Origin of the sequence: Robertmurraya sp. (assembly GCF_036676585.1) — a bacterium.
Lineage (GTDB): Bacteria > Bacillota > Bacilli > Bacillales > Cytobacillaceae > Robertmurraya_A.
This window is the reverse complement of the sequence record NZ_JAKFCQ010000115.1, coordinates 14,138-37,640: the sequence shown is the minus strand read 5'-3', so window position 1 is coordinate 37,640 and position 23,503 is coordinate 14,138. Positions and strand designations below refer to the sequence as shown.

The 23,503-nt window shown below is 38.6% G+C and carries 28 protein-coding genes and 1 pseudogene; 7 read left to right on the top strand and 22 right to left on the bottom strand.

What is annotated here, in order from left to right; genetic code table 11:
• Positions 1-14 precede the first annotated feature (14 nt).
• The 8 genes from ACGLXV_RS15440 to accB form a co-directional block, all read right to left on the bottom strand.
• Positions 15-908: a polyprenyl synthetase family protein gene (locus ACGLXV_RS15440; protein WP_391559366.1), complete on the bottom strand. Its 894-nt coding sequence runs from the start codon at positions 906-908 to the stop codon at positions 15-17.
• A gap of 2 nt (positions 909-910) precedes the next feature.
• Positions 911-1,144: an exodeoxyribonuclease VII small subunit gene (locus tag ACGLXV_RS15435; protein ID WP_119709078.1), complete on the bottom strand. Its 234-nt coding sequence runs from the start codon at positions 1,142-1,144 to the stop codon at positions 911-913.
• Positions 1,137-2,495 (bottom strand): exodeoxyribonuclease VII large subunit, encoded by a 1,359-nt coding sequence (gene xseA / locus ACGLXV_RS15430; protein WP_391559364.1) that lies wholly within the window; start codon positions 2,493-2,495, stop codon positions 1,137-1,139. Before xseA ends, ACGLXV_RS15435 begins: the two co-directional genes overlap by 8 nt.
• 142 nt (positions 2,496-2,637) lie before the next feature.
• Positions 2,638-3,492: a bifunctional methylenetetrahydrofolate dehydrogenase/methenyltetrahydrofolate cyclohydrolase FolD gene (gene folD, locus ACGLXV_RS15425; RefSeq protein ID WP_391559362.1), complete on the bottom strand. Its 855-nt coding sequence runs from the start codon at positions 3,490-3,492 to the stop codon at positions 2,638-2,640.
• Positions 3,493-3,522: 30 nt separating this feature from the next.
• Positions 3,523-3,921: a transcription antitermination factor NusB gene (gene nusB, locus ACGLXV_RS15420; protein WP_119709081.1), complete on the bottom strand. Its 399-nt coding sequence runs from the start codon at positions 3,919-3,921 to the stop codon at positions 3,523-3,525.
• Positions 3,922-4,061: 140 nt separating this feature from the next.
• Positions 4,062-4,469, bottom strand: a complete 408-nt coding sequence (locus tag ACGLXV_RS15415) for an Asp23/Gls24 family envelope stress response protein (protein ID WP_119709082.1) — start codon at positions 4,467-4,469, stop codon at positions 4,062-4,064.
• A gap of 17 nt (positions 4,470-4,486) precedes the next feature.
• Positions 4,487-5,845, bottom strand: coding sequence for an acetyl-CoA carboxylase biotin carboxylase subunit (gene accC, locus ACGLXV_RS15410; RefSeq protein ID WP_119709083.1), 1,359 nt, complete (start codon positions 5,843-5,845; stop codon positions 4,487-4,489).
• 13 nt (positions 5,846-5,858) lie between these two features.
• Positions 5,859-6,368 carry an acetyl-CoA carboxylase biotin carboxyl carrier protein gene (gene accB, locus ACGLXV_RS15405; RefSeq protein ID WP_391559409.1) on the bottom strand — a complete coding sequence of 170 codons (510 nt, stop codon included), beginning with the start codon at positions 6,366-6,368 and terminating at the stop codon, positions 5,859-5,861.
• 271 nt (positions 6,369-6,639) lie between these two features.
• On the opposite strand from accB, the gene ACGLXV_RS15400 reads away from it, so the two are divergent.
• From ACGLXV_RS15400 to ACGLXV_RS15380, 5 genes are read left to right on the top strand one after another with little or no spacing between them, the layout of a single operon-like run.
• The gene (locus ACGLXV_RS15400) at positions 6,640-7,365 is read left to right on the top strand and encodes an SDR family oxidoreductase (RefSeq protein ID WP_391559361.1); all 726 of its coding nucleotides are present in this window, start codon (positions 6,640-6,642) and stop codon (positions 7,363-7,365) included.
• Positions 7,362-8,390, top strand: a complete 1,029-nt coding sequence (locus ACGLXV_RS15395) for an S-adenosylmethionine:tRNA ribosyltransferase-isomerase (protein ID WP_391559360.1) — start codon at positions 7,362-7,364, stop codon at positions 8,388-8,390. Before ACGLXV_RS15400 ends, ACGLXV_RS15395 begins: the two co-directional genes overlap by 4 nt.
• 12 nt (positions 8,391-8,402) lie before the next feature.
• The gene (locus ACGLXV_RS15390) at positions 8,403-8,585 is read left to right on the top strand and encodes a VOC family protein (RefSeq protein ID WP_391559359.1); all 183 of its coding nucleotides are present in this window, start codon (positions 8,403-8,405) and stop codon (positions 8,583-8,585) included.
• Between the two features lie 40 nt (positions 8,586-8,625).
• The gene (locus tag ACGLXV_RS15385) at positions 8,626-9,744 is read left to right on the top strand and encodes a GAF domain-containing sensor histidine kinase (protein ID WP_391559358.1); all 1,119 of its coding nucleotides are present in this window, start codon (positions 8,626-8,628) and stop codon (positions 9,742-9,744) included.
• A 13-nt stretch (positions 9,745-9,757) separates the two neighbouring features.
• The gene (locus tag ACGLXV_RS15380) at positions 9,758-10,399 is read left to right on the top strand and encodes a response regulator (RefSeq protein WP_391559356.1); all 642 of its coding nucleotides are present in this window, start codon (positions 9,758-9,760) and stop codon (positions 10,397-10,399) included.
• 37 nt (positions 10,400-10,436) lie between these two features.
• Here the strand turns inward: ACGLXV_RS15380 and ACGLXV_RS15375 are convergent, their stop codons facing one another.
• Genes ACGLXV_RS15375 through spoIIIAA form a run of 8 tightly spaced genes read right to left on the bottom strand, consistent with a single transcriptional unit; the run spans position 10,437 to position 15,625 of the window.
• Positions 10,437-10,982: a SpoIIIAH-like family protein gene (locus tag ACGLXV_RS15375; protein ID WP_119709089.1), complete on the bottom strand. Its 546-nt coding sequence runs from the start codon at positions 10,980-10,982 to the stop codon at positions 10,437-10,439.
• 15 nt (positions 10,983-10,997) lie between these two features.
• Positions 10,998-11,678: a stage III sporulation protein AG gene (gene spoIIIAG, locus ACGLXV_RS15370; protein WP_391559355.1), complete on the bottom strand. Its 681-nt coding sequence runs from the start codon at positions 11,676-11,678 to the stop codon at positions 10,998-11,000.
• A complete protein-coding gene (gene spoIIIAF, locus ACGLXV_RS15365; protein ID WP_391559353.1) occupies positions 11,679-12,293 on the bottom strand; it encodes a stage III sporulation protein AF in 615 nt (204 codons plus the stop codon). It abuts the gene before it with no gap.
• 10 nt (positions 12,294-12,303) lie between these two features.
• Positions 12,304-13,512, bottom strand: coding sequence for a stage III sporulation protein AE (spoIIIAE, locus tag ACGLXV_RS15360; protein WP_119709092.1), 1,209 nt, complete (start codon positions 13,510-13,512; stop codon positions 12,304-12,306).
• A 36-nt stretch (positions 13,513-13,548) separates the two neighbouring features.
• A complete protein-coding gene (spoIIIAD, locus tag ACGLXV_RS15355; protein ID WP_119709093.1) occupies positions 13,549-13,944 on the bottom strand; it encodes a stage III sporulation protein AD in 396 nt (131 codons plus the stop codon).
• A gap of 8 nt (positions 13,945-13,952) precedes the next feature.
• Positions 13,953-14,159: a stage III sporulation protein AC gene (gene spoIIIAC, locus ACGLXV_RS15350; RefSeq protein ID WP_077213937.1), complete on the bottom strand. Its 207-nt coding sequence runs from the start codon at positions 14,157-14,159 to the stop codon at positions 13,953-13,955.
• A gap of 32 nt (positions 14,160-14,191) precedes the next feature.
• On the bottom strand, positions 14,192-14,707 hold the full coding sequence (spoIIIAB, locus tag ACGLXV_RS15345) for a stage III sporulation protein SpoIIIAB (protein ID WP_119709094.1): 516 nt from the start codon (positions 14,705-14,707) through the stop codon (positions 14,192-14,194).
• On the bottom strand, positions 14,708-15,625 hold the full coding sequence (spoIIIAA, locus tag ACGLXV_RS15340) for a stage III sporulation protein AA (RefSeq protein ID WP_391559351.1): 918 nt from the start codon (positions 15,623-15,625) through the stop codon (positions 14,708-14,710).
• Positions 15,626-15,782: 157 nt separating this feature from the next.
• Between spoIIIAA and ACGLXV_RS15335 the strand changes: the two genes are divergently transcribed.
• A complete protein-coding gene (locus ACGLXV_RS15335) occupies positions 15,783-16,460 on the top strand; it encodes an SIMPL domain-containing protein (RefSeq protein ID WP_391559350.1) in 678 nt (225 codons plus the stop codon).
• A gap of 55 nt (positions 16,461-16,515) precedes the next feature.
• On the opposite strand, the gene efp is transcribed toward ACGLXV_RS15335, so the two are convergent.
• From efp to ACGLXV_RS15320, 3 genes are all read right to left on the bottom strand, one after another.
• Positions 16,516-17,073, bottom strand: coding sequence for an elongation factor P (gene efp / locus ACGLXV_RS15330; RefSeq protein WP_119709097.1), 558 nt, complete (start codon positions 17,071-17,073; stop codon positions 16,516-16,518).
• A 25-nt stretch (positions 17,074-17,098) separates the two neighbouring features.
• On the bottom strand, positions 17,099-18,160 hold the full coding sequence (locus ACGLXV_RS15325; RefSeq protein ID WP_119709098.1) for a M24 family metallopeptidase: 1,062 nt from the start codon (positions 18,158-18,160) through the stop codon (positions 17,099-17,101).
• 86 nt (positions 18,161-18,246) lie between these two features.
• A complete protein-coding gene (locus ACGLXV_RS15320; protein ID WP_391559349.1) occupies positions 18,247-18,771 on the bottom strand; it encodes a YqhR family membrane protein in 525 nt (174 codons plus the stop codon).
• A gap of 364 nt (positions 18,772-19,135) precedes the next feature.
• On the opposite strand from ACGLXV_RS15320, the gene ACGLXV_RS15315 reads away from it, so the two are divergent.
• Entirely contained in the window at positions 19,136-19,510 is a 375-nt protein-coding gene (locus ACGLXV_RS15315) for an SA1362 family protein (protein ID WP_119709101.1), read from the top strand.
• Positions 19,511-19,527: 17 nt separating this feature from the next.
• Here the strand turns inward: ACGLXV_RS15315 and ACGLXV_RS15310 are convergent, their stop codons facing one another.
• From ACGLXV_RS15310 to ACGLXV_RS15300, 3 genes and pseudogenes are all read right to left on the bottom strand, one after another.
• Positions 19,528-20,412, bottom strand: coding sequence for a patatin-like phospholipase family protein (locus ACGLXV_RS15310; RefSeq protein WP_391559347.1), 885 nt, complete (start codon positions 20,410-20,412; stop codon positions 19,528-19,530).
• Positions 20,413-20,520: 108 nt separating this feature from the next.
• The gene (gene splB, locus ACGLXV_RS15305) at positions 20,521-21,546 is read right to left on the bottom strand and encodes a spore photoproduct lyase (RefSeq protein ID WP_391559345.1); all 1,026 of its coding nucleotides are present in this window, start codon (positions 21,544-21,546) and stop codon (positions 20,521-20,523) included.
• A gap of 107 nt (positions 21,547-21,653) precedes the next feature.
• Positions 21,654-23,411, bottom strand: a pseudogene (locus tag ACGLXV_RS15300) (vitamin B12-dependent ribonucleotide reductase); the annotation flags it as partial.
• Positions 23,412-23,503: the final 92 nt, after the last annotated feature.

Genomic DNA, 23,503 nt, shown 5'->3' with positions numbered 1-23,503 from the left:
CGTTTACACTCTCATTAATGATTTCGGTTAGCTACTAAATCCGTGATTTCTTTAAGAATATCCGTTTCAAGCTCCATACTATTTAGGGAATCCTTTGCAAGCGAAATATGCTCTAGTAACGATTGCCTTGCCCCCTCCATCGTCAGCAACGATGGATATGTGCTCTTATTGTTTTGTTCGTCACTGCCTACTTTCTTTCCAATGATTTCTTCATCACCTTCAAGGTCTAGAATATCATCCCTAATTTGAAAGGCTAAACCTAAATGGTGAGCAAATGTAGCAAACTTTTCTAATTGGTGAGTATTTGCTCCGGCAATCATGGCTCCAGCAACCACGCTGTACGCAAGTAACTTCCCTGTCTTATGGATGTGAATGTATTCAAGTTCATCAAGACTTAAGTCTTTCCCTTCCCCATCCATATCGGCTACTTGTCCACCTACCATTCCTTCTGCCCCTGATGCTTTTGCTAGCTCAGTAATAAGTTGAATTTTCACTTCGGCCGGTATTTGTTCTGAGGATGCACTTGAAATTACTTGAAAGCTGTACGTTAAAAGGGCGTCTCCAGCAAGAATGGCATATGCTTCTCCGAACACCTTATGATTTGTTGGTTTTCCTCTTCGTAGGTCATCGTTATCCATGCTCGGAAGATCGTCATGAATTAAAGAGTACGTATGGATCATTTCTATCGCTGCAGCCGCTTCTAAACCTAATTCCCCCTTCTTACCAAACGCTTCTAATGTAGCGAATAATAATAACGGACGAATACGTTTGCCGCCTGCTTCTAACGAGTAGAGCATCGCTTCCTTAATTAGTGAAGGTGCAGTTAATTTACTAACAGATTCATTTAAATAAGCTTCCACTAACTCTTTATACTTTTTAGAAAAGGTGGTAAATCCCACTTTCTTCACTTTTATTCCTCCTCTTGAATAGAGAAGGTTTCCTTCTTCCCATTCTCCGTAAGAATTTCTGTTAGCTGCTCCTCTACATTGCGGAGCTTATCGTGACAAAGCTTTGAAAGCTCCATTCCTTTTTTATAAATAGAAATCGCCTCTTCTAGAGGTACATCACCTTCTTCTAGTTGTTCAACGATATCTTCAAGTTGCTGCATTGCTTCTTCAAAGCTTATTTTCGTTTCTTTACTCATTTGTTTGATCCTTCCCCTCGATCTCTAACACTTCACAAGTGATAGAACCATCTACAAGTTTTATTTTAATATTATCATTAAGTCGGATTTGTTCCGTGCTTTTTACTAAGTGATCGTCTTCATTGTAGACGAGGCTATATCCTCGATCCATAATTTTCAAAGGGCTTAATGCATCCAATGCCACATTTACTCTTTGATGTTCTTTTTTCTTAGCTAAAAGAAGATTAGCAAAGGCACGATTTAATGCCTTTTCCGTCTTTGTTTGCTGCAGAACAGATGTTTGAAGAAGCATATTCAAATTATTTCTTTCAAGTCTCCGTTTGGTACGAATATATCCTTCATTTCTATTTAAAAATAATGCTTGTGCTGCTCTCTGTAATAATTCTGTTGACTTATCAACCTGCTCTACCTTTTGTTCATACAATCTTTGTGGGTATTTAAAGGCGTATGATTTACTCAAACGATCATATCGCTGTGCTTGTACATTTATCTTCTCTTTAATTTTTCGAATAATCCTTGTTTGTCTTGTTAACACTCTTTCAATTAATTCATCAATATGAGGAACAGCGAGCTCTGCCGCACCCGTAGGAGTCGGTGCTCGAAGATCCGCTACATAATCAGCAATGGTGGTGTCTGTTTCATGACCAACAGCAGAGATAATCGGAATCCTAGATGCAAATATGGCCCTCGCCACTATTTCCTCATTAAACGACCATAGTTCCTCAATCGATCCCCCACCGCGGCCAACAATCAATACATCAATTTCTTGAGATTGATTGGCTTGTTCGATTGCCTTTACAATGGATGCAGCTCCTTGTTCTCCTTGAACAAGTGCGGGAATGACCATTATATTTGCAATCGGGTATCTCCTTTTAAGGGTCGTTAGAATATCTCGTATCGCTGCTCCCGTAGGAGAGGTAATTACCCCAACTGTGTGGGGGTATTTTGGCAATGGTTTTTTATATTCCTTTGAAAATAAACCTTGTTTTAATAGTTTTTCTTTTAGCTGTTCAAAAGCAAGATAAAGATCGCCGATTCCATCGGGCTGCATCTCTTTTATGTACATTTGATACTGACCACTTTGTTCGTATACGGTGATATCACCTTTCACTAACACTTTCATTCCATTTTCTGGTCTGAATTTAATGGATTTATTAAAGCTCGAAAACATGACAGCCAGGATTCTTGCTTTTTCGTCTTTTAAAGTAAAGTACATATGTCCACTGGAGTGCTGTTTAAAGTTTGAAATTTCCCCTTTAACGTACATATCCTGTAAATGTGGATCAGCGTCAAACTTTCTTTTTATATATTTGGTTAAGGCAGTTATTGTTACATATTGCTTTTCTTCCATTTAGTACTCCTTTTTCAGCAAAGGTATGGATCACGCAAAAAAAACAGTCCTATCTAATTATAAGGATAAATCTCTTTTCAGTCACGTCTTGATGGTTTGGAAAAGGGATTACCTATAAAAAAGGGCTGTTTTTTGTGAAAATCTATCCTTGAATAGCTTTTCGTGCGGCTTTGGCTGTGTTATACATGAGCATGGTTATGGTCATGGGACCGACTCCACCTGGTACTGGGGTAATGTAGGAGGCCATGTCTTTTACTTGATGGTAAGCAACATCACCACAAAGCTTCCCTTCTTCGTTTCTGTTGATTCCAACATCAATGACTACTGCCCCTTGTTTTACATAGTCGGCAGTTATAAAATTAGCTCTCCCTACAGCGGCAACTAAAATATCTGCTTGATTCGTGTAAGATGCTAAATCACGAGTCTTTGAATGGCAGTAAGTTACCGTAGCATCACGGTTTAAAAGCATTTGCCCCAGAGGCTTTCCGACGATATTGCTTCGTCCCACAATCACCACATGCTTTCCAGATAGAGAAATACCCTTTTCTTCGAGCATCACTATCACACCGGAGGGCGTGCATGGCATCAATGCATCTTGTCCTATGACCATCTTTCCCACATTAATTGGATGAAAACCATCAACGTCTTTCATCGGTGAAATAGCATTAATGATTTCGTCTTCATCCAAGTGATCTGGAAGTGGAAGCTGAACCAATATCCCATGTATTTCTTTACTCTCATTAAGCTCATAAATTTTAGATAGCAATATGTCTTGAGTAACAGTTGAGTCGAATGTAATAAGCTCCGAGTAGATTCCAAGCTCCTTACAGGCTTTCTGCTTGTTAGCCACATATGTACGTGATGCATCATCATTCCCGACTAAAATAACCGCTAAGCCCGGTACCACTCCCTCTTTTTTGAGGTTCTGTACGTTTGTCTGGATTTCTATTCTCTTTTTTCTACTTACTTCTTTCCCATCAATTGTTTGAGCTGTCACAATCATTCCCCCTTATCAGCAAAAGCGGAATTACTGCTTTTCTGTTTGTTGCTTTATTTTCGAGAGAACTCCGTTTACAAATCGACTAGCATGCTCGTCTCCGAAAACTTTCGCAATCTCAATCGCTTCATCGATAACAACGTTTGCAGGTACTTCTTCTTTCATGTATACAAGTTCGTAAACAGCCAGTCTTAACAGGTTCCGATCTACTGGTGCAATTCGCTCAATTGTCCATTTTTCTAAATGTTCTTTAATCATTTCATCTATCTCATTTTTGTGTTCCACAACCCCACTAACTAGATTAGAGAGGTAGTCATCTCCACGCTCTTCTTCTAATACATGAAGAATCGCTTCCTTTGGATCTGCTTCACTCATATCAATTTGAAACAATGCTTGTAATGCTTTTTCTCTTGCCGTTCTTCTTTTCATCTATCCTAAACTCCTTTATTGGTTGAGATACCCTAATCATCAATATGATCATAGCATAATAACTCATCATACATGAAATACTCGAAAGAAAAAAGAGCCAAAGACTTTTTTGTTGTCCTTGACTCTTCAGAGTGAATAAATTACAGCTCTTGTTCTTGTTCAACCTCTTGCTTCGTACTTTCAAACTGAATGCCAACGATATGCACGTTTACTTCCTTAGCATCAAGTGCAGTCATATTCAAAAGCGCTTGTCGAATATTATCTTGAACCTTTTGAGCAACAGTTGGAATGGAAACACCAAACTTCATTAAGCAATATACATCAACTTTAATTCCGTCTTCCCCAAGTTCCACCTTAACGCCCTTGCCATGATTTTTCTTACCTAATCGCTCAACGACCCCTAATGCAAAGTTTCCTCTCATTTGAGAAACTCCTTCTACTTCAGAAGCAGCAATACCAGCAATTACTTCAATCACTTCAGGTGCAATCTCTACTTTCCCAAGACCAGAGTTTCCTGGGTTCATTTCCAAGATGTTATTTTCGCTCATACAAAGCACCTCCAACTTTATTTTCCTGTTTCCATTAAATCATACATTTCAAGAAATTTCGTGTTAAAGTCTCCTTCAACAAACTTTTCATGATTTAAGAGTTTTAAGTGGAATGGAATGGTTGTATGAATTCCTTCTATGACAAATTCACTTAACGCCCTTTTCATGCGTGCGATTGCTTCTTCTCTAGTACTTCCGTACGTAATCAGCTTCGCAATCATGCTGTCATAGTATGGAGGAATCGTATAACCAGGATATGCAGCTGAATCCACACGAACTCCTAAACCTCCAGGAGGAAGATACATTTCTATTTTACCAGGTGAAGGCATGAATTTCTTCATTGGATTTTCTGCGTTAATTCTGCATTCAATCGCCCACCCATTAAAAGTAACTTCTTCTTGGGTTAAACTAAGCTTTTCACCAGATGCCACTTTAATTTGTTCCTTAATAAGGTCAACGCCAGTTACCATCTCTGTGACAGGATGTTCTACCTGGATACGAGTATTCATTTCCATAAAGTAAAACTTACGATTTTGATAATCATAAATAAATTCTACTGTCCCTGCACCGGAATAATCAACCGCTAGTGCTGCCTTAACGGCTGCGGTTCCCATCTCATGTCTTACTTCTCCGTCTAAGGCTGGGGATGGCGTTTCCTCAAGAAGCTTTTGAAGTCTTCTTTGAATGGAGCAATCTCTTTCCCCTAAATGGATGGCATGACCATGATTATCTGCAAGAACTTGAATCTCAACATGTCGGAACTCTTCAATAAACTTTTCGATATACACACCAGGGTTACCAAAAGCAGTTAATGCTTCTTGTTGAGTAATGTTAATCCCTTTGATTAGCTCAATCTCCGTTCGGGCCACACGTATCCCTTTTCCGCCCCCACCAGCAGTCGCTTTTATTATAACAGGGTAACCAATTTTATTGGCCAATTCGATTGCTTCTTCATCGTCTTTAATGATTCCTTGGGATCCTGGAACAATGGGAACGCCTGCTTGTTTCATCGTTTCACGTGCGACGTCCTTTGTCCCCATCTTAGAGATGGCTTCCGGAGATGGTCCAACAAATGTGATATTCACATCTCTACAAAGATCAGCAAAATCAGCATTTTCAGCTAAAAAACCATAACCAGGATGAATCGCGTCACAGCTTGTGAGCTTAGCTACACTAATGATATTAGTAAAATTTAAGTAGCTGTCCTTTGATGCAGTAGGCCCAATGCAATATGCTTCGTCTGCAAGCTGAACATGTAAAGATTCACGGTCCGCTTCAGAATATACAGCAACAGATTCAATCCCAAGCTCACGACAAGCTCGTATAATACGAACGGCTATTTCTCCTCGATTCGCAATTAATAACTTTTTTATCATAGCAGACAGCTCCTTACTCTGGCTTCACTAAAAATAACGGTTGACCATACTCCACTAACTGTCCGTCTTTTACAAGTATTTCTACAATTTCTCCGTTAACTTCAGCTTCAATTTCATTAAATAACTTCATTGCTTCTACGATACAAACCACTGAATCGCTTGAAACCTTTGAGCCAACCTTAACATACGCATCAGCATCAGGTGAAGGCGATTCGTAGAAAGTCCCAACCATCGGTGAAGTGATTTTATGTAAGTTTGAAGTATCAGCAGCAGGTGTTTGTGCTGGTTGCGCTTGAGGTGCGATTTGCTCCTCTTGCTTTACCTCTACAGCAGCCACTGGTGCTGGTGTTCTTTCAGCAACGACTACAGGCGCTGGTGTAACTTGTTCCTTTACAGTCACTGTTCCCAGTGCCGCATTCTTTTTCATTTTAATTTTTGCACCTTCGTATTCATAAACAAATTCATCTAGACTTGATTGATCTACAAGTTTTATTATTTCTCTAATTTCTTGAACCTTTAACATCATACTCACCTCTAATTTACTTTTTAGCACTAGATACTAATATCATACGATAAGACCTCATAGAAGTTCAACCTTTATTCCTCTATATACATATTCGACAAAAGAACACGTTTTCATTTTTGAAATATAAGATTTTTTTAAATTTTTCCTATTCATTTTTTCTCCTACGACTAAAGTTGTAGAAAATTTAGAGCTTTTTCATGAGGGAAATGATTGAAATATTTTCTATTCTGTAATTATAAGAAACCATTTATACAGGAGGAGATTTGTAATGAATAGTAACGATGTAGTCATGATTACTGGAGCATCAAAGGGATTAGGAAAGGCTTTAACATTAGCATTTGCCAAACAGAGGAAACGGTTGTCTATTTGTGCCAGAAATACGGAAGCCTTATCTCAAGTAAAGGAAGAAGCAGAACAATTAGGAGCAGAGGTGTTTGCTATAAAGGCAGATATTTCTCTTCAAAGAGACGTAGAAAGATTTGTAGCTTTAACAGTAGAACGGTATGGACAAATCGATGTGTTAATCAATAATGCCTCAACCCTAGGACCGAGTCCAATACCTCTATTACTAGATTATCCTGAGGATGACTTTTCTACCACATTACACGTAAATGTTCTAGGTCCTTTTTCGATAACAAAAAGAGTGCTGATTCACATGCTTTTACAAAATAAGGGATCAGTCATTAATATTACCTCTGAAGCCGGCTCAACTGGTTATGCCGGTTGGGGTGCCTATGGAGTATCAAAGTTTGCACTTGAAGGATTAACAGAAACTTGGGCTGATGAACTACGTGACACAAATATCCGTATCAATATGGTTGATCCTGGGGAAATGAATACCGAAATGCACGTACTTGCCGTTCCTGATTGTGATTATCCGCTAGCAGACCCTAACGATGTGGTTGATATTTTTCTTTATTTAGCTTCCGAAGACTCAATAAATATTACCGGGAAACGGTTTGAAGCCCAAGTATACAAGGAGGAAAGAAAATGACTTCACAAGCTTTTGATTTTCATCTTCCGACACAGTTGAATGCGTCAATCCCTCCTGAGCGAAGAGGGATTAGACGTGATCAAGTGAAAATGATGGTACTTAATAAACAAAGTGGGCAAGTATACCACGATGAATTCAGTCAGCTTGAACATTATCTTCAAGCAGGTGACCTCCTTGTTCTTAACAATAGCCGAACAATCCCCGCACTATTAAGAGCTAGGTTTCATCAAAATAATCAGAAGGAACCATCGATTATAGAGATGAAACTAGCTCGTAAAATAAATGAGTTCGAATGGGAATCTTTAATTTTAAGTGATAAGGTTTCGGCTGGAGAAGTTTTACACTTCTCCCCTACTTTGTCAGCAACCGTATTAAAACAGAAAAGCCCTACTCCCCTTTCTCGAATTCAATTTTCAAAAGGAGGTACAGAGCTACTAGAAGAAATCTATATGATAGGAGAACCTATCCGTTATGAATATATTCATGAACCTTGGAGTCTTGAATATTATCAAACCGTTTTTGCGACAACACCCGGATCGTTGGAAATGCCTTCAGCCGGAAGAGCCATAAGCTGGGAACTACTATTTAGATTACAAAAGAAAGGGATTCAGATTGCTTTTCTTCAATTGCACACAGGGCTCAGTTATTTTTCGGACGACAATTTGCTGCCAAGTCCTGAAGAAAATAGAGAAAAATATATCATTCCAGAGAAGACAATGAATAAAGTACTAGATACAAAGAAACGCGGTTCAAAGGTCATTGCGGTAGGTACGACAGTTGTCCGTGCCTTAGAAACCGCCTCGAAGACCAGCTGTCTCACTGGTTGGACAAATTTGTATATTACTGAAGAGTCAAAGTTACAGTTGGTTGATGGAATCATTACTGGCTTTCATGAACCAAAAGCGAGTCATTTGGATATGCTTTTAGCTTTTGTACCAAAAGAAAAACTATTTCCTGCGTATGAGGAAGCCCTAAATAAACAATATTTATGGCATGAATTTGGAGATATAAATATCATCCTTTAGGAGGTAGACGTCTTGCGAGTCCATCATTATGGGATTGAAGTAAAAGATATGGAGAGATCCATATCTTTTTATAGAAAGGCACTTCATTTTCAGGTAGAAGAAAAGGTAAAATTTATGGAAGAGGATATTGTTTTTTTACGGTTAGAAGATGTTCGTTTGAAGACGATTGAATTTATACAAATAAGTTTGCGATAGTATGAAAATAATAAATTTCTATTGTTTGAGGGTGGTCCTGATGGGAGAGAGTTCTAGGTATAGAGAAATGAAGATACTTAAAGAAATTGCTGAAATGTTAAACGAGGGGACTGAATTGTATCATGTTCTATCTCAAGTCCTAAAAAAGCTATTGGACATAACAGGACTTCAAACAGGTTGGATCTTCTTTATTGATGAAAAAGGCTCCCATCAACTTGTCGCACATGAAGCCCTCCCCCCTGCTCTTTCGTATGAACAAAACCTGAGAATGTGCAAAGGTTCGTGCTGGTGTGTTAATCGTTATCATCATCAGAAATTAACAAAGGCAACCAATATTATTGAATGCCAAAGAATTGAGGAAGCAATAGAAGCAAAAATAGGAGACCATAACGGCTTAACTCATCACGCTACCGTGCCGCTTCGTGCTGGGAAGGAACGATTTGGTTTATTAAATGTGGGCGCACCCTTTAAAACCTTTTTCAAGGATGATGAGTTAGCCCTACTTGAAGCCGTTGCTTTTCAAATTGGTACGGCCATTAAGCGGATGAAGCTTGTAGAACACGAGCAAAAAACCGCTCTAAATGACGAAAGAAATCGACTTGCCCGAGATCTTCATGATTCGGTGAATCAATTATTATTTTCTTTAAGTCTCACGGCAAGAGCAGGAATAGAGATGACAAAACCAGAGGAAATGAAAAGTACCTTCACCTATATACAAGAGCTCGCTCAAGATGCACTTGGTGAAATGAGATCTTTGATTTGGCAGTTACGTCCCCAAGGGTTAGAAGATGGGCTACTGAGCGCCTTTCATAAATATGGCCAATTACTAGGGCTAACTGTTCATATAAACATGAAGGGTGTTCCTCACTTTTCAAGTCACGTCGAAGAAGCGCTGTGGAGAATTGGGCAAGAAGCACTTGCAAATTGTAAAAAACACGCAGGTACAACGATTGTTTATATTGATTTGGAAAAAAACAAAGAGGAAACAATTCTCACCATTAAAGATCTTGGCATTGGCTTTCAATATCAAAAGGGCGTTCAAACACCGTCTCTAGGTTTACAAAGTATGCAATTTCGAACTGAAGCAATTAAGGGAGAGTTTTCATTAGAAAGTAATCCCGGAAATGGGACACTTATTCAAATCAAAATACCTCATTAAGGAGGGGTGCAAAATGACAACGAAGATTCTTGTTGTCGACGATCATCACGTCGTTCGTAGGGGACTCGTCTTTTTTCTACGCACGCAAAAAGAGATCGAAATTGTGGCCGAAGCGGGTAACGGAATAGAAGCCATTGAGCTTACGAAAAGACATCAGCCCGACCTTATATTAATGGACCTTTCCATGCCGGAAATGGATGGCATCGAAGCTACGAAAATTATAAAAAACTTGTACCCTACGATAAAAGTCATTATTCTGACAAGCTTTTCTGAGCAGGACCATGTAATTCCTGCACTCGAGGCGGGTGCTTCTGGATATCAATTAAAGGATATTCAACCAGACGAACTTGTTCAATCGATCAGAAATGTGATGCTAGGAACAAACCAGCTACACCCCAAGGCCACAAGTCATTTATTAGCGAAGTTATCAACCGATCGAAACCAATCTCGTCATTCAATTTATGAGTTAACCAAACGAGAAATGGATGTATTAAAAGAAATTGCCAAAGGTAAAAGCAACAAAGAGATTGCAACAAGCCTATATATTACTGAAAAGACAGTCAAAACCCATGTTTCTAACCTTCTCTCAAAGCTTGATTTAGCCGATCGTACTCAAGCAGCCCTTTATGCAGTTAAAAATCGGTTAGTAGAATAAGAAAACGGAAAGCACCTTAGGGCTTTCCGTTTTTTTATTATTTACTAACTTGGAATTGTACCACTGGCTTCAACCCGCCTAATTCAGAACGTACTAGCTTTAAGATTTCATTTGCAGCTGCTGGAGAGTGGCTTTTTGCTTTTACAGTGACACGTACTTCGTCATCGCTTACTCTTACTAAAGCATCTTCATAGTCCATCGCTACAATCATCGTTTCAAGATACGCTTCTTTTTGGGTCACATCATTTAATTCTTTAATTTTATCAAGAGCGGCATTAATGTCTTCAGTTGGTAGATCCGTAGAAGCAACTGTCGTTTCTAGCTCTTCTTTTAATTTACTTCTCTCTTCATCTAGCTCTAAGCGTAGCGCTTCAAACATTTCATCGCTAGCAGTACTAGAAATGACTGTTTCCCCAGATTCTGATTTATTTTCTCCACTTACTGTTGAATCTTCCTCTGCTTCTTTTTCTACCGTAGCCATATTGTTCATTTGCTGTTCTGGAGAAGTAATGTAATATACCGATAATACAACAACTAAGCTAAGCATTGTTAATAACCAAACCGTTTGTTTTTTCAATAACATCTATAAATCCCCCTTTTATTTTTTAGGCATAACAGACACTCGATGAACCGGTACATCTAATAGTTTGGTAACGGATTCAAGTATCCATTTTTTCACTTGTATATTATCAGCTCCCTTTGCAATTACGATGACGCCGCGAATGGCAGGCTTCTTCGTTTCTATTACAATAGGAACCTCTTTTTCCCCATCTCGGATAATCACTAACTGTTCATCCTTTGATTGGTCTTCGACTGTTCTTTGCCCACCCTCACGGTCAACCTCTTCGGTTTTTTGGGACTGAACAACCACATTTTTTTCAAGTATCTTTTTCTCAGTCGCGTCGACATTTACTGCTACAATGACTTCTCCAACGCCGACAATTCCCTCAAGCGTTTCTTTTAATTGATTCTCATAATGATCTTCATAGGCGGCAATGATTTCATTCCCATCAATTTTTTTCTGTCCAAATGTTTCGACGTCTTCGCTTGATTCCTCGGCATTTGCTCCCGTTTCTACAGCTGAAGGACTTGGATTTGGATTTATTAGCAAATTGCTTGCTAACATAATGGCGGCTCCAATTAATAAGACGATTAAGAAGTATTGATATTTACTAGACTTTTTCTCAGGAGGGCTATCTTTACTAAATAGTTTTTTTAGGAATGTAATTGGCCCTTTATTATTGTTAGGTTCTTTATCTTTTTCTGTATCATTTTCCACTTATTTGTTCCCCCCTTCTATGAAGATTTCAACAGCGTCTTTGTTTACATCCCATTTTTCAGAGAGAAGTGAAGACAGTTTCTCGTTTTTTTCACTTTCCGAATTAGATGGAAGAGGTGAGTTCGTATCAATATCAACCATTTGTACGACTTCTACTACATCCTCCGATGTTGATTCTCGTAACGTAACAGATATCTCTTGAAGATTGTCTGGGAAGGTTGCGCTGCTCGTTTCATCCACTGATAAATCGATACTAGCAATCTCTAAACCGTACTGTTCCATCAACTCCTCTTCAACGTCCTTTTTTAATTGGACAGCCACTTCTTCTAAAGCATATGCATCAAAAGAGGCTTGTATTTCTTTTTTCTTCAATTCTATTGAATTTTCTATATTTTTTTCTGAAATGGAGTCTACTTCCGTGATGGAGGAGAGGCTCGCCTCGAAATCACTAGATAATATTTTCAGAACGGGTGAAAGAATAATTGCTATTAGCAATAATCCAGTAACCATCCTGGTATATTTTTGCATATTCGAATTCGGAAGCAGCATATCAACCACTGTTGCCAGCAAGACGAAAAGGATAATATTTGTGATCCAATCTTTTAAAAAATCCATTTCACCCCTCCTAACGAACCATCATCGTAAGGTTTCCTGCTGCTATGACAACGGTTAAACTTAAAAAAAACATCATAGATACGATAGCTAAAGCAGCAAACACGAAAACAATACTTTTACTAATGATTTCTAAACAAGCGATAACTGGTCCTCCTCCTAGAGGCTGTAAAACAGCTGCTGCAAACTTATAAATAAAGGCAATCATTAATATCTTGATCGCTGGAAAAGCGACAATTAGTAGTAATATAGCTACCCCTGCAATTCCAACGGTGTTTTTCAGTAAAAGAGAAGCACTAATCACCGTGTCAGTGGCATCTGTAAACATTCGTCCAATAACAGGGATGAAATTACCGGTAATGAATTTCGCTGTTCGAATCGTAATCCCATCTGTCACAGCTGCTGAAGCTCCTTGCACACTTAGAACACCAAGGAAAACGGTAAGGAAGATCCCGAGTAATCCAATGCTCCAATTTCTTAACAGGTTGCCTAATTGAGTAACTTTGTGATGCTCTGATAAAATACTCACAATGCTTAGGACTGCTCCTAAAAACAGAAGTGGTAAAACAACATATTGTATGAACATTCCACTGCTATTCATGAGGAATAAAATCACTGGATGGAAAAAGGCTGCAGATACAAGTCCCCCCGACGAGGCGATTAATGCAAGAAGAAGCGGTATAAGAGCTAAGATGAAGGAAATCATAGTTGTTATCGTATCATTTGTATACTGGATGGCTACATGGAAACTATTTAGCGCGATAATAATTAACACCATAAATACAATCGCATACGCGACTTTACTAACTGTGCTCTTTTCAAATGAGTTTTGTAGTGTTTGCAAAAACATCGAGAACACGGTAAGTAATATAAGGGTGCCAAGAAGCTTTCCATTCACAACAAATTCGTGAAAAATAAATTTAATTATTCCATTCGTCCACTCTTTTAAGGAAAATTGCTTGTCCCCTTTAATAAAATCGTATAGGCTTCCCTTTTGACTTTCCGGGAGAAACCCTCCGTATTCTGTCGTAATCTTTTCCCAAAACACCTTCATTTCATCAATATCTAAAGCTTCAAGCTGTTCCTCCATCATTTGTTCAGGATTTAGGACTGACTGTGTAGAAGATTGTGTTTCGTCGTTTGTCTCTGCATTACTTATTGGGGCAGACACAAATAGGATGAGAAATAAGAGAGAGATTGTTTTGAAGATCAGTTGCTTCAACTTTTTCACCTTCTTTTATTCTGTTCAGTGGCTCAACTAATTTGGGATTAATGCAATGATTGTTTCTATCAGTACAGTCAAAATGGGAATCGCCATGGCAAGTATTAGTATTTTCCCAGCCATCTCAATTTTCGAGGCAATTGCAGCTTGTCCCGCATCCTTTGTAATTTGAGAAGCAAACTCCGCGATATAAGCAATTCCGATGATTTTCAGAATGGTTTCTACGTAAATGATATTTACATTTGCATTTATCGCTATTTTTTCAAGCATATGGATAATCGCGTAGATTTGATCGATTAAATAGAGAAAGATGGAACATCCAACAAATACGATTAGCAAAAAGGCGAAATTTGGTTTTTGCTCCTTTACTACAAGAGCTAAAAAGGTAGCAATAAGTGCAAACCCAACTATTTGTAAAATTTCAATCGTCAAACCCTCCTTTACCCTTGGAATAGGAACACTGATTTGATTTTTTGAAATAATTCATCCACAATAGAAGCAACCATAAACAATATATAAATAAAGCCAAATAAAGTTACCCACTGAGCGTACTCTTTCTTTCCGACTTGATCGAGAATTGTGTGTAAAAACGCAACTACAATACCTACTCCAGCTATTTTAAAAATAATATCCACTTCTAAACCCATTCGCTTTTCCTCCTAAGACCACATTCGATTTTTTACATCAGTAGAATAACTAGAAGTAATCCTGATAGAAATCCTAAGCTTTTCATCATTTTTTCATATCTCGATTGCTTGTCATACGCATCCGCTTCTTCACGCTCTAGATGGGTTAACGCCAAACGAATTTGTTTTTGTTGCGAGAAACGATCATGTCTCCCAAGCGTCTCACCAAATTGCTTCATAATCTCATATTCTCCTTGTTTTAATGCTGTGAGCTTCCAAACCTCTTGAAGACTTTCCTCCCACGCATCTTTTACCGTAGTTTCAGAGTTGGTTAGTTTCTTCGAAAAGGATTCGAAAAACCAAGAAAGAGGCTTGGAAAGCTGTGAAGCTAATCTTCTAGCTGCTTCATGTAGAGGGGTATGACCATACATGATCTCAGCCTCAAGTGATTGTAACGCTGACTTTAATTGTCTTAGCTGGCGAGGCCTTTCTGTTAAGTGCCTAGAGGCTTCAAAGCCCGTCCAAGTAGTAGCAATGATAATAAAAACGGCTCCGATTAACTTTATCATTTATGTCACACTCACTTTTCTGACAATTTCCCTACCATGTTGATCCTTCACAGAAAGTATCGTGCCTGGCCCTTCTAATCGACTTAATTCGATAAATCTTTGAAATATTCCACTATTGATAATCGGTGCTAATGTGGGTCTTTTAACAATATCTGCGTACGAATGGCCATGTGTCGTCGTTAAAAGCGAGATCCCTGCATGAACTGCTTCTAAAATAGCCTCGCCATCCTCTTCCCTACCAATTTCATCTACAACTAACACATCAGGGCTCATAGAGCGAATCATCATCATCATCCCTTCAGCTTTTGGACAAGAATCTAATACATCTACTCTCGGTCCGAATGTCAGCTGAGGAACACCATTTATACTTCCAGCAATCTCAGATCGCTCATCAACAATTCCTACCTTGGCTGCTGGGATCGTTTTTGTACCTGTTGAAATCACTCTCGCTAAATCTCTTATTAACGTTGTCTTTCCTGTCTGTGGCGGACCAATAATCATGGTATGCAACCAGTCTCCTTCATATAGAAATGGGAGGAGACTATGACTAATCCCGATTTTCTCTTTTGCTATACGGAAGTTAAAAGATGAAACATCTGTAATTGCTTTCACCCTGCCCGCCTCCAAAATAACTTTCCCAGCAAGACCCACCCGATGGCCGCCTGCCACCGTAACATATCCTCTTTTTAGTTCTTCCTCTAATGTATAGATAGAAAAATGACTGATCTTATTCAGCAGTTGTATCGCATCTTCTGCTTTTACCGTATAAGATAAAAAGATTGGTTTTCCCCCACAGGTGATCTCCAATGGGCGACCAATTCTGATTCGAATTTCTTCCATATCATTTAATTGAAAGGGAGACAGTTGATTCATTTGATTGGCAATTGCTTTAGGTAACATACCCATAACTTCTTCCATAACCTTTCCTCCTGTCATCAGAACCTTTCTCATTAATTCATTTGTATGCCTGCTTGGCCACATTATGACTCCTGAATTCTATAATTGAGAGTAGAATCTTATTACTTAGACTGCATACATTTTACAAAGGAGAAGTATTGAAAAAGGAGGAGTTGATATGTATCAAGATTACACGCGAGTGTGGAACCATTACCCTGCTAGAGCAACTAGTACAAATGAAATTAGGGTGATAGGGGAAGGAACAGTTGATATACAGCCAGACCAAGCCGATGTCATTATTGGGATCATTACGGAGAATAAGGAACTCGTGCCCGCACAACGAGAAAATGCACAAGTAAGTTCTGCTGTTGTGGATGCTCTGCTTTCACTGCAAATTCCAAGAGAAAAAATTAGAACATCTGATTATTCCATTTTCCCTCAATACGACTTTGTTGATGGCGTGCAAACGTTTAGAAATTATAAAGTAGAGCATCGTTTAACTGTTACATTATCCAATATGGATCAAATTGGCATGGTCGTTGATAAAGCAATAGAAAGTGGAGCAAACAGTATACTAGCGATTAATTTTTCAGCAAAGAATGTATCAAATCAAGAACAACAAGCACTCACTCTTGCCGTTCAGGATGCGACACAGAAAGCTGCAGCGATTGCTCAAGCCTTACGTGTTCAACTCAATCATCCTCCTATACTCATTATTGAAGGAGGCAGTGCTGTAACGATCCCTGAGCCACTTTATACTACGATGCCTATGGTAAAAGGAGTAAGTACAACGATAGAACCAGGTTTACTACAAGTGAAGGCAACCATTACGGCTGTCTTCCAATTCTCTTCGTAACACAAAAAAGACACTCATTCGAGTGTCTTTTTCATTCTTAATTGTACGTGCAATATTAAGCTCTTGAAACGTATGAAGATTCAGTTGTGTTAATGATTAGACGATCACCTTGGTTAATAAAGAAAGGTACTTGAACAGATAGGCCCGTTTCTAAAATAGCAGGTTTTGTTCCGCCAGATGCTGTGTCACCTTTGATTCCTGGCTCAGTTTCAACAACTTCAAGCTCAACAGTATTAGGTAGTTCAACTCCTAGTGTTTCACCTTGATACATCATGATATGAACTTCCATGTTTTCTTTCAAAAACTTTAGTTCGTATTCAATTGCTGTTGCTGGAAGCTCGATTTGATCATATGACTCCACGTCCATGAATACATGTTGCTCTCCATTTGCGTATAGATACTGCATTTTACGGTTGTCGATTTGTGCTTTCGCTACCTTCTCACCCGCACGGAATGTCTTCTCTTGAACCGCTCCTGTACGCAGGTTACGAAGCTTCGAACGAACAAATGCCGCACCTTTACCAGGCTTAACGTGTTGGAAATCCATTACGCGCCATAAGCCGCCATCTACTTCAATTGTTAAACCTGTACGAAAATCGTTTACTGAAATCATTAATAAATCCTCCTAATAAGATGCATTAAAGAATAATAAGTTCTTTTGTAGAGTAAGTGAGGGATTCATTTCCATCCTTCGTAATAATCGTATCATCTTCAATACGAACACCGCCAAGCCCTGGAATATATATACCAGGTTCAACGGTTACAATCATTCCTTCTTCAAGTACAAGATTTGATCTTACTGATAGTGCAGGTCCTTCATGCACTTCTAGACCAATACCATGTCCCGTTGAATGACCAAAATATTCACCATACCCATGGGAAGAAATATGATTTCTTGTCAATGCGTCGGCTTCTTTTCCCGTCATTCCTGGTTTGATTCCTTCCATCCCGAGTAATTGCGCTTGTAAAACAATATTGTAAATTTCCTTTAGCTTAGCATCAGGTTCTCCAACTGATACAGTTCTTGTAATGTCGGATACGTAGCCTTTATAATATGCCCCAAAGTCAAGTGTTACAAAATCACCTGCTTCAATCACTTTTTCACTAGCCACTCCATGAGGAAGTGCAGATCGAATTCCCGAAGCAACAATTATATCAAAAGATGATGAAGTTGCACCTCTTTTTCTCATAAAGAACTCAAGCTCATTCGAAACCTCTAATTCTGTTATGCCAGGACGAATAAAGCCTAAAATATGTGTAAACGCAGCATCTGCAATCTTTGCTGCTTCCTTTAATATCTTAATCTCTGCGTCAGTCTTTATCAAGCGCAACTTTTCAATAACGCCTGATAATGGTACTAGTTCTGATTGCAAAGCTCCTTTATAGGATTGATAAGAAGAATATGTAACATGTTCTTGTTCAAAGCCTAGTCTAGTAATTCCAAGCTCTTTAACTTGTGCTGCTACTTCCTCAGGTATGGTACCGTTATGCTTTACGATTTCGAAGCCTACACATTGCTTTTCTGCTTGCTCGACGTAACGAAAATCAGTAATAAATTGTGCACGGTCATTACTTATGAGGACAACACCTGCTGACCCAGTAAAGTTAGACATATAGCGACGATTAAAACTACTTGTAATAAGGATGCCATCGACATTTAACTTTTTTAGTTCAGCTCTTAATTTATTTAATTTTTCCATCATTCTCTCCCTTTCGTATTTTTATTCTATAAAACGAAAAAAGAATGCTCAATAAGAACATTCTAACACATCCTTTTTTCGTTACACTAGTCTGGAGAGAAGGGAGGTTCATGGTTTGCCTTTTTTATCCTCTTCATTTCATGTTCCTCATAGGAAATGGAATAACCGATAAACGTCCCATATAAAACATAAAAACAAGCTGTAGTAATTAATGTATTTAATTCCATCTTTCTAAATGGAGGAATTCCAGGGAAGATTGGGTTAAGTACGAACAATACCAATGCCAGTAAGGCAAGTCCAAAGCCCATGCTAATAAATATACTCTTAAAACGTCTGAGCGCTATGTAATACATAATGGCAACTCCGATTGAAATAACTCCGAGAAGAATAATCGAAATGACTGTACCAAGCCATTGTTTCTTCCATGCGCCGATCGCCCATGGCTCTAGGATAACCCTTGGATGAATCTCAGTGAAGTTAAAATACCATGCAATAAATGCAAGACCACTCCATAGCATTCCTCCTACAAACCCTGTGATAATGACCATAGCCATAAATGATAATGGTTTTTCATGCTGTTCTTGCTCATATTTCCCCTTGTTTTCTGCCATTAAAACCACCTCCATTTGTATTATGTCCCACGGCATTTCTTTCCTTACTTATAAATAAAAATAATTTGATTTCTGTCAATTTAAGTCTACATGATAGAGGTTTTTTTCCTTTTCTAGTAGAATAAATATAAGATAAGATTTTATTAAACAAATGTAAAAACGTGTTCCAATATCGTGGAAAGTAGCATAAATTAATTAATACCTTTAAAACGTTTGAAACAATAACAACCTCACCATTTAATATGTGCAAGCCCAATATCCTCACCATCTTTAACGAACAATGGGTGGAAATTGTGTAATTGTCAGAGCAGCTAGTTTAAAAGCGGAAAAAAATGCTAATCATGCTTTTAGGGAGGTGGCTTTCATGAAAAATCGAACTTCGCTTATTTTTATCGTTTGTTTAGTTATTTTAGCTGCTATTGGAGTAGTTTCTAGACTTATGGTCAATCCTAGTGAATTTTTTAAAAGTATTTTTGTGTTTGCAATTGTCGGAGTGATTCTGTACTTTTTGGTTCGACATTTTTATAAGGGAAGTCCCGACAAAAAAGAACAGCATGCGTTCCGCAAAGCTGCTAAGCGTACAAAAAAGAAGTATTTACAAAAAGAGGGTCGGAAACCTTCAGCCAAAAGCGGCTCCATTACTTCGTTAAAAAAGCATGCGAATAAATCCAAATCAGCCACACATTTAACGGTCATTGAAGGGCGAAAGGGTAAAAAGAAAAACCGAGCATCGTTTTAGACGCTCGGTTTTTCTTTTTAATAACTCCACTTTGAAAAGAATTGGGAAGCTCTTTCCTTGCCTAAATCGAAAAGGATTTGCTTTTTTTCCTCGGTCAATTCAAACTCCGTTGTTAATACCCCTTCTGTAGGGATAAAGATGATATTTCTTTCATGCTTTCTTGAGATATACCTCGAGTCATGAGCATCCTTCATTGTCTCAAACAGCGCCTCGTATAGTTTAATTGCGTTGGTAATTTGTTTATTCGGTCGATCCTGAATACTATGAGACAGTTTAATCCCTAATACGGGTCTGACCTTCTTTACATTCTCACTATCAAATAGCCACATGGGGAAATTACTAAGAACTCCACCATCAACAACTGTACTTGTCGTATGGTCATGCTTTATTTTAACAGGTTCAAAGAAATACGGTAAGCTGCAGCTCATTCGGATCGCTTTCGCAACTGAAAAGGAATTTGGATTAATTCCATAGTACGGCAAATCATCTGGGAGGATAATTAATCTGCCATTTGATAAATCCGAAGCGACAACTCTTAAAGCTTGAGGTTCTAGGTCTGCAAATGTTCGAACACCTTTATGTGCTAGCTTTTCAGCAAGCCACTCTTCAAGTTTCTGACCCTTGTAAATACCAAGTCTCCAATAAAGCAGAATCCATTTAGCCACTCGAAAGGGTAGATACGACGGACGAGTATCTAAAAACGTTTTTAAATCCAATTCATTTATAAGCTCATAAACCTCTTTGCTCGTATAACCTGCAGCAATTAACGACGCAATAATTGAGCCTGCACTCGTTCCTGCCACTCTTTTAAATCGAAAGCCTCTATTTTCAATTGCTTCATAGGCACCAACTAAGGCAATCCCCTTAATGCCTCCCCCAGAAAAAACGCCGTCAATATACATGGAAGTCACTCCTTAGATGCACGTATATGATACATCTTTAAGCAGTAGCTTCATGAAATAGTACGGCGGACAATCTAAATCATTTTATTTTTTTATCATATCGGCTTTTTACGTAAAGTAACTAACCTCTGCATTAGGAAAATACTCTTTTACATACCCTCGAATCGTTTGCTCCATTTCAGCTGCTTCATCGGTTTGATACACGTACTTTCCTATTCCGTAACGCCCCCATTTGTATTTTCTTTTTTCTTCATCCATTTCGAGCTTTGTTTTCGGGTAGCGCTTTTCAATTACCTTTTTGGCTGGCTTTGTAAATCGGTGCTGAATTAATTCAAAGGTTAAGTTAGGTAACTCAATTCCTTGTAACGAGTCACTTAGACGCTCAAATAACTCTCGATACCCTTCCTTCCAGTCGTCATGAAGGTAAATAGGAGCAACAATAAAGCCAAGTGGATATCCCGCATTCGCGACCTTCTTAGCGGCTTCAAGGCGTTCATCAAATGTTGATGTTCCCGGTTCGAAATTCTTTATTACATACCGCGAATTCACACTAAAGCGGAATCGTGTTTTCCCATTATGTTTCGCATCTAGCAGATGGTCGACATGATGATATTTCGTTACAAAACGAAGCTGACCATACTCTGTTTGACCGATAAACTCGATCGTTTTTTTTAGGGAATGAGTTAAATGATCTAAACCAACAATGTCTGATGTACAAGCGGCTTCGAATCGAGTGATCTCTGGAGCTCGTTCATCCATATATTTTTGAGCCTGATTAAAAATATCCTCGAGATTTACGTATGTTCGAATATACGGCTTACTTCCTAATGTGGTTTGTAAATAACAGTAGTGACAATGCCCCATGCAGCCCGTTGCTAAAGGAATGGCGTATTCGGCTGACGGCTTAGATGTATCAAACTTTAATGTTCTTCTTACACCAACAACTAAAGTGGATTTTGCATTCCGGTATTGCTGAAGCTCATTGTCTCCAGGAATTCCACGAATTTGATTATGTGAAGTTGTTTCTCTTATTTCAAGGCCCATATTTTCAAACTTTTGTTTCAATTCTTTACCGAGTTCATACTCCAGTGCACCTGGTTCTATATAAACAAGCTGTGGAACGAATGGCTTCATTGTTTTCCCTCATTTCATCAACCTAGTTATACAGGTAGTATGAACAAAAAAAGAAAGAAACGAAAAAAGAGGATGGAACAATTATTTCCATCCTCTTTAACCTCAAATTATAGACCACACTTTAACTGTGCGTTACAGTTTGTACAAGTGTTACAGCCACCGATTTCTTTTACTTTTCCTTTACGACATACAGGACAAGTATTTCCAACTTCAGAACCAATAGTCACATCTGTTGAACGAAGATCCGAAATGGTATCAACTAATACTACATGTGTTTTCTCCACATTTGGCTCAAATTCATCAACCGTATTTTCTTCTGCCTTAAGTGTTAATACCTGGCTATCACGTGATCCATCCACATAAACGGTACCACCCTTGGCTCCACCGCGGTATAGACGCTCATACACCTTTTCTACCTGCTCAACGCTATATCCTTTTGGTGCATTTACTGTTTTACTAATTGAACTATCAATCCATCTTTGGATGACACATTGTACGTCCGCATGCGCTTCAGGTGAAAGCTCCATCGCTGACACGAACCAGCTTGGTAATTGGTCAGGATCCGCTTCTGGATTACGGTCAAGATAATCTTGTACAATATCTGCTTTTACTTCAATAAATTTCCCAAGACGTCCGCTGCGGAAGTATGAGAACGAGAAGTATGGCTCAAGACCCGTTGAAACACCAACCATTGTTCCAGTAGATCCTGTAGGAGCTACTGTTAACAAGTGAGAATTACGAATTCCGTTTTCTAGAATAGCTTCTCTCACATGCTCAGGCATCTTTTGCATAAAGCCCGTTTGCGTAAATGCTTGACGAAGACGATTCGTTTCTACATCTGTATTGCCTACAAGGAACGGGAAGCTTCCTTTTTCCTTCGCCAGTTCAACAGATGTTTCATACGCTGTCGTTGCAATCGTTTCAAACACTTTATCAATAAGAACATTTCCTTCTTCAGAACCGTATTCTGTCTCACAATAAATCAGTAAATCATGTAAGCCCATTACACCAAGTCCTACACGTCTTTCCCCTAATGCTTGGTTCTTATTATCTTCAAGGAAGTATGGAGTTGCATCAATAACGTTATCCTGCATACGAACTCCTACTGCGACCGTTTGTCTTAACTTTTCAAAATTAACCGTTTTTGTCTCTTTATCTGCCATCTCCGCTAAGTTAACAGCAGCAAGGTTACACACGGAATATGGTGCTAGTGGTTGTTCTCCACATGGATTTGTAGCTACTACTTGTTGACCATATGCTTTTGCATTTGTCATATCGTTTGCGTTGTCGATGAAGAAAATTCCAGGCTCAGCTGAGTATGTCGCACAGATGTTAATAAGATTCCATAATTCTTTTGCTTGGATCTTTCTGTACACTCGTACTTTATGGCCTTGTTTTTCCCACTCACGAACGTCCCCTACTTTATGCCACTCTTCGTTGTAAATTTTCATTTCCTCAGCATCGTAGCTTTCCACATCTGGGAAACGAAGTTCGTACACAGTATCATTTTCAACTGCTGTCATAAACTCTTTCGTTAAACAGATAGAAATATTCGCACCTGTTAAGAATTCCGAGTTATGAACCGAGAAATTTCCTCCAGTAGTAAGCTTTTCTTCAGCGTCTGCAATGTTTTTCTCAGAAAAACCACCATGACCTGGAATAGTTTTGTAATTAGCAATTCCTTGGTACATAGAACGCTCACTCTCTGTAAGAGGAGAAAACTTTAGTTTTTCTTTCGCATATTTTTTAATCGTTTCATCTTTTGTTGTCTCAAGTAAGAAACGAAGAATTCTTGGGTTTTGCATTTTTGAAATAATGAATTCAATAATGTCAGGATGCCAGTCCGCTAACATGATCATTTGGGCCAAATATGTTACGTTGATTCGTTACATCAACTCTTTAGGTCACCCTAAAGTTCAGACCATATCTTACACTCTAAGAGTGTCCTCGCGCTTCG

What these genes read in the sequence shown, in the direction of transcription:
- ACGLXV_RS15435 (WP_119709078.1), bottom strand. Translation starts at nt 1,144, where the DNA reads ATGAGTAAAGAAACGAAAATAAGCTTTGAAGAAGCAATGCAGCAACTT.
- xseA (WP_391559364.1), bottom strand. Translation starts at nt 2,495, where the DNA reads ATGGAAGAAAAGCAATATGTAACAATAACTGCCTTAACCAAATATATA.
- nusB (WP_119709081.1), bottom strand. Translation starts at nt 3,921, where the DNA reads ATGAAAAGAAGAACGGCAAGAGAAAAAGCATTACAAGCATTGTTTCAA.
- ACGLXV_RS15415 (WP_119709082.1), bottom strand. Translation starts at nt 4,469, where the DNA reads ATGAGCGAAAATAACATCTTGGAAATGAACCCAGGAAACTCTGGTCTT.
- accC (WP_119709083.1), bottom strand. Translation starts at nt 5,845, where the DNA reads ATGATAAAAAAGTTATTAATTGCGAATCGAGGAGAAATAGCCGTTCGT.
- accB (WP_391559409.1), bottom strand. Translation starts at nt 6,368, where the DNA reads ATGTTAAAGGTTCAAGAAATTAGAGAAATAATAAAACTTGTAGATCAA.
- ACGLXV_RS15400 (WP_391559361.1), top strand. Translation starts at nt 6,640, where the DNA reads ATGAATAGTAACGATGTAGTCATGATTACTGGAGCATCAAAGGGATTA.
- ACGLXV_RS15395 (WP_391559360.1), top strand. Translation starts at nt 7,362, where the DNA reads ATGACTTCACAAGCTTTTGATTTTCATCTTCCGACACAGTTGAATGCG.
- ACGLXV_RS15385 (WP_391559358.1), top strand. Translation starts at nt 8,626, where the DNA reads ATGGGAGAGAGTTCTAGGTATAGAGAAATGAAGATACTTAAAGAAATT.
- ACGLXV_RS15380 (WP_391559356.1), top strand. Translation starts at nt 9,758, where the DNA reads ATGACAACGAAGATTCTTGTTGTCGACGATCATCACGTCGTTCGTAGG.
- ACGLXV_RS15375 (WP_119709089.1), bottom strand. Translation starts at nt 10,982, where the DNA reads ATGTTATTGAAAAAACAAACGGTTTGGTTATTAACAATGCTTAGCTTA.
- spoIIIAF (WP_391559353.1), bottom strand. Translation starts at nt 12,293, where the DNA reads ATGGATTTTTTAAAAGATTGGATCACAAATATTATCCTTTTCGTCTTG.
- spoIIIAC (WP_077213937.1), bottom strand. Translation starts at nt 14,159, where the DNA reads ATGGGTTTAGAAGTGGATATTATTTTTAAAATAGCTGGAGTAGGTATT.
- spoIIIAB (WP_119709094.1), bottom strand. Translation starts at nt 14,707, where the DNA reads ATGATAAAGTTAATCGGAGCCGTTTTTATTATCATTGCTACTACTTGG.
- spoIIIAA (WP_391559351.1), bottom strand. Translation starts at nt 15,625, where the DNA reads ATGGAAGAAGTTATGGGTATGTTACCTAAAGCAATTGCCAATCAAATG.
- ACGLXV_RS15335 (WP_391559350.1), top strand. Translation starts at nt 15,783, where the DNA reads ATGTATCAAGATTACACGCGAGTGTGGAACCATTACCCTGCTAGAGCA.
- efp (WP_119709097.1), bottom strand. Translation starts at nt 17,073, where the DNA reads ATGATTTCAGTAAACGATTTTCGTACAGGTTTAACAATTGAAGTAGAT.
- ACGLXV_RS15325 (WP_119709098.1), bottom strand. Translation starts at nt 18,160, where the DNA reads ATGGAAAAATTAAATAAATTAAGAGCTGAACTAAAAAAGTTAAATGTC.
- ACGLXV_RS15320 (WP_391559349.1), bottom strand. Translation starts at nt 18,771, where the DNA reads ATGGCAGAAAACAAGGGGAAATATGAGCAAGAACAGCATGAAAAACCA.
- ACGLXV_RS15315 (WP_119709101.1), top strand. Translation starts at nt 19,136, where the DNA reads ATGAAAAATCGAACTTCGCTTATTTTTATCGTTTGTTTAGTTATTTTA.
- ACGLXV_RS15310 (WP_391559347.1), bottom strand. Translation starts at nt 20,412, where the DNA reads ATGTATATTGACGGCGTTTTTTCTGGGGGAGGCATTAAGGGGATTGCC.
- splB (WP_391559345.1), bottom strand. Translation starts at nt 21,546, where the DNA reads ATGAAGCCATTCGTTCCACAGCTTGTTTATATAGAACCAGGTGCACTG.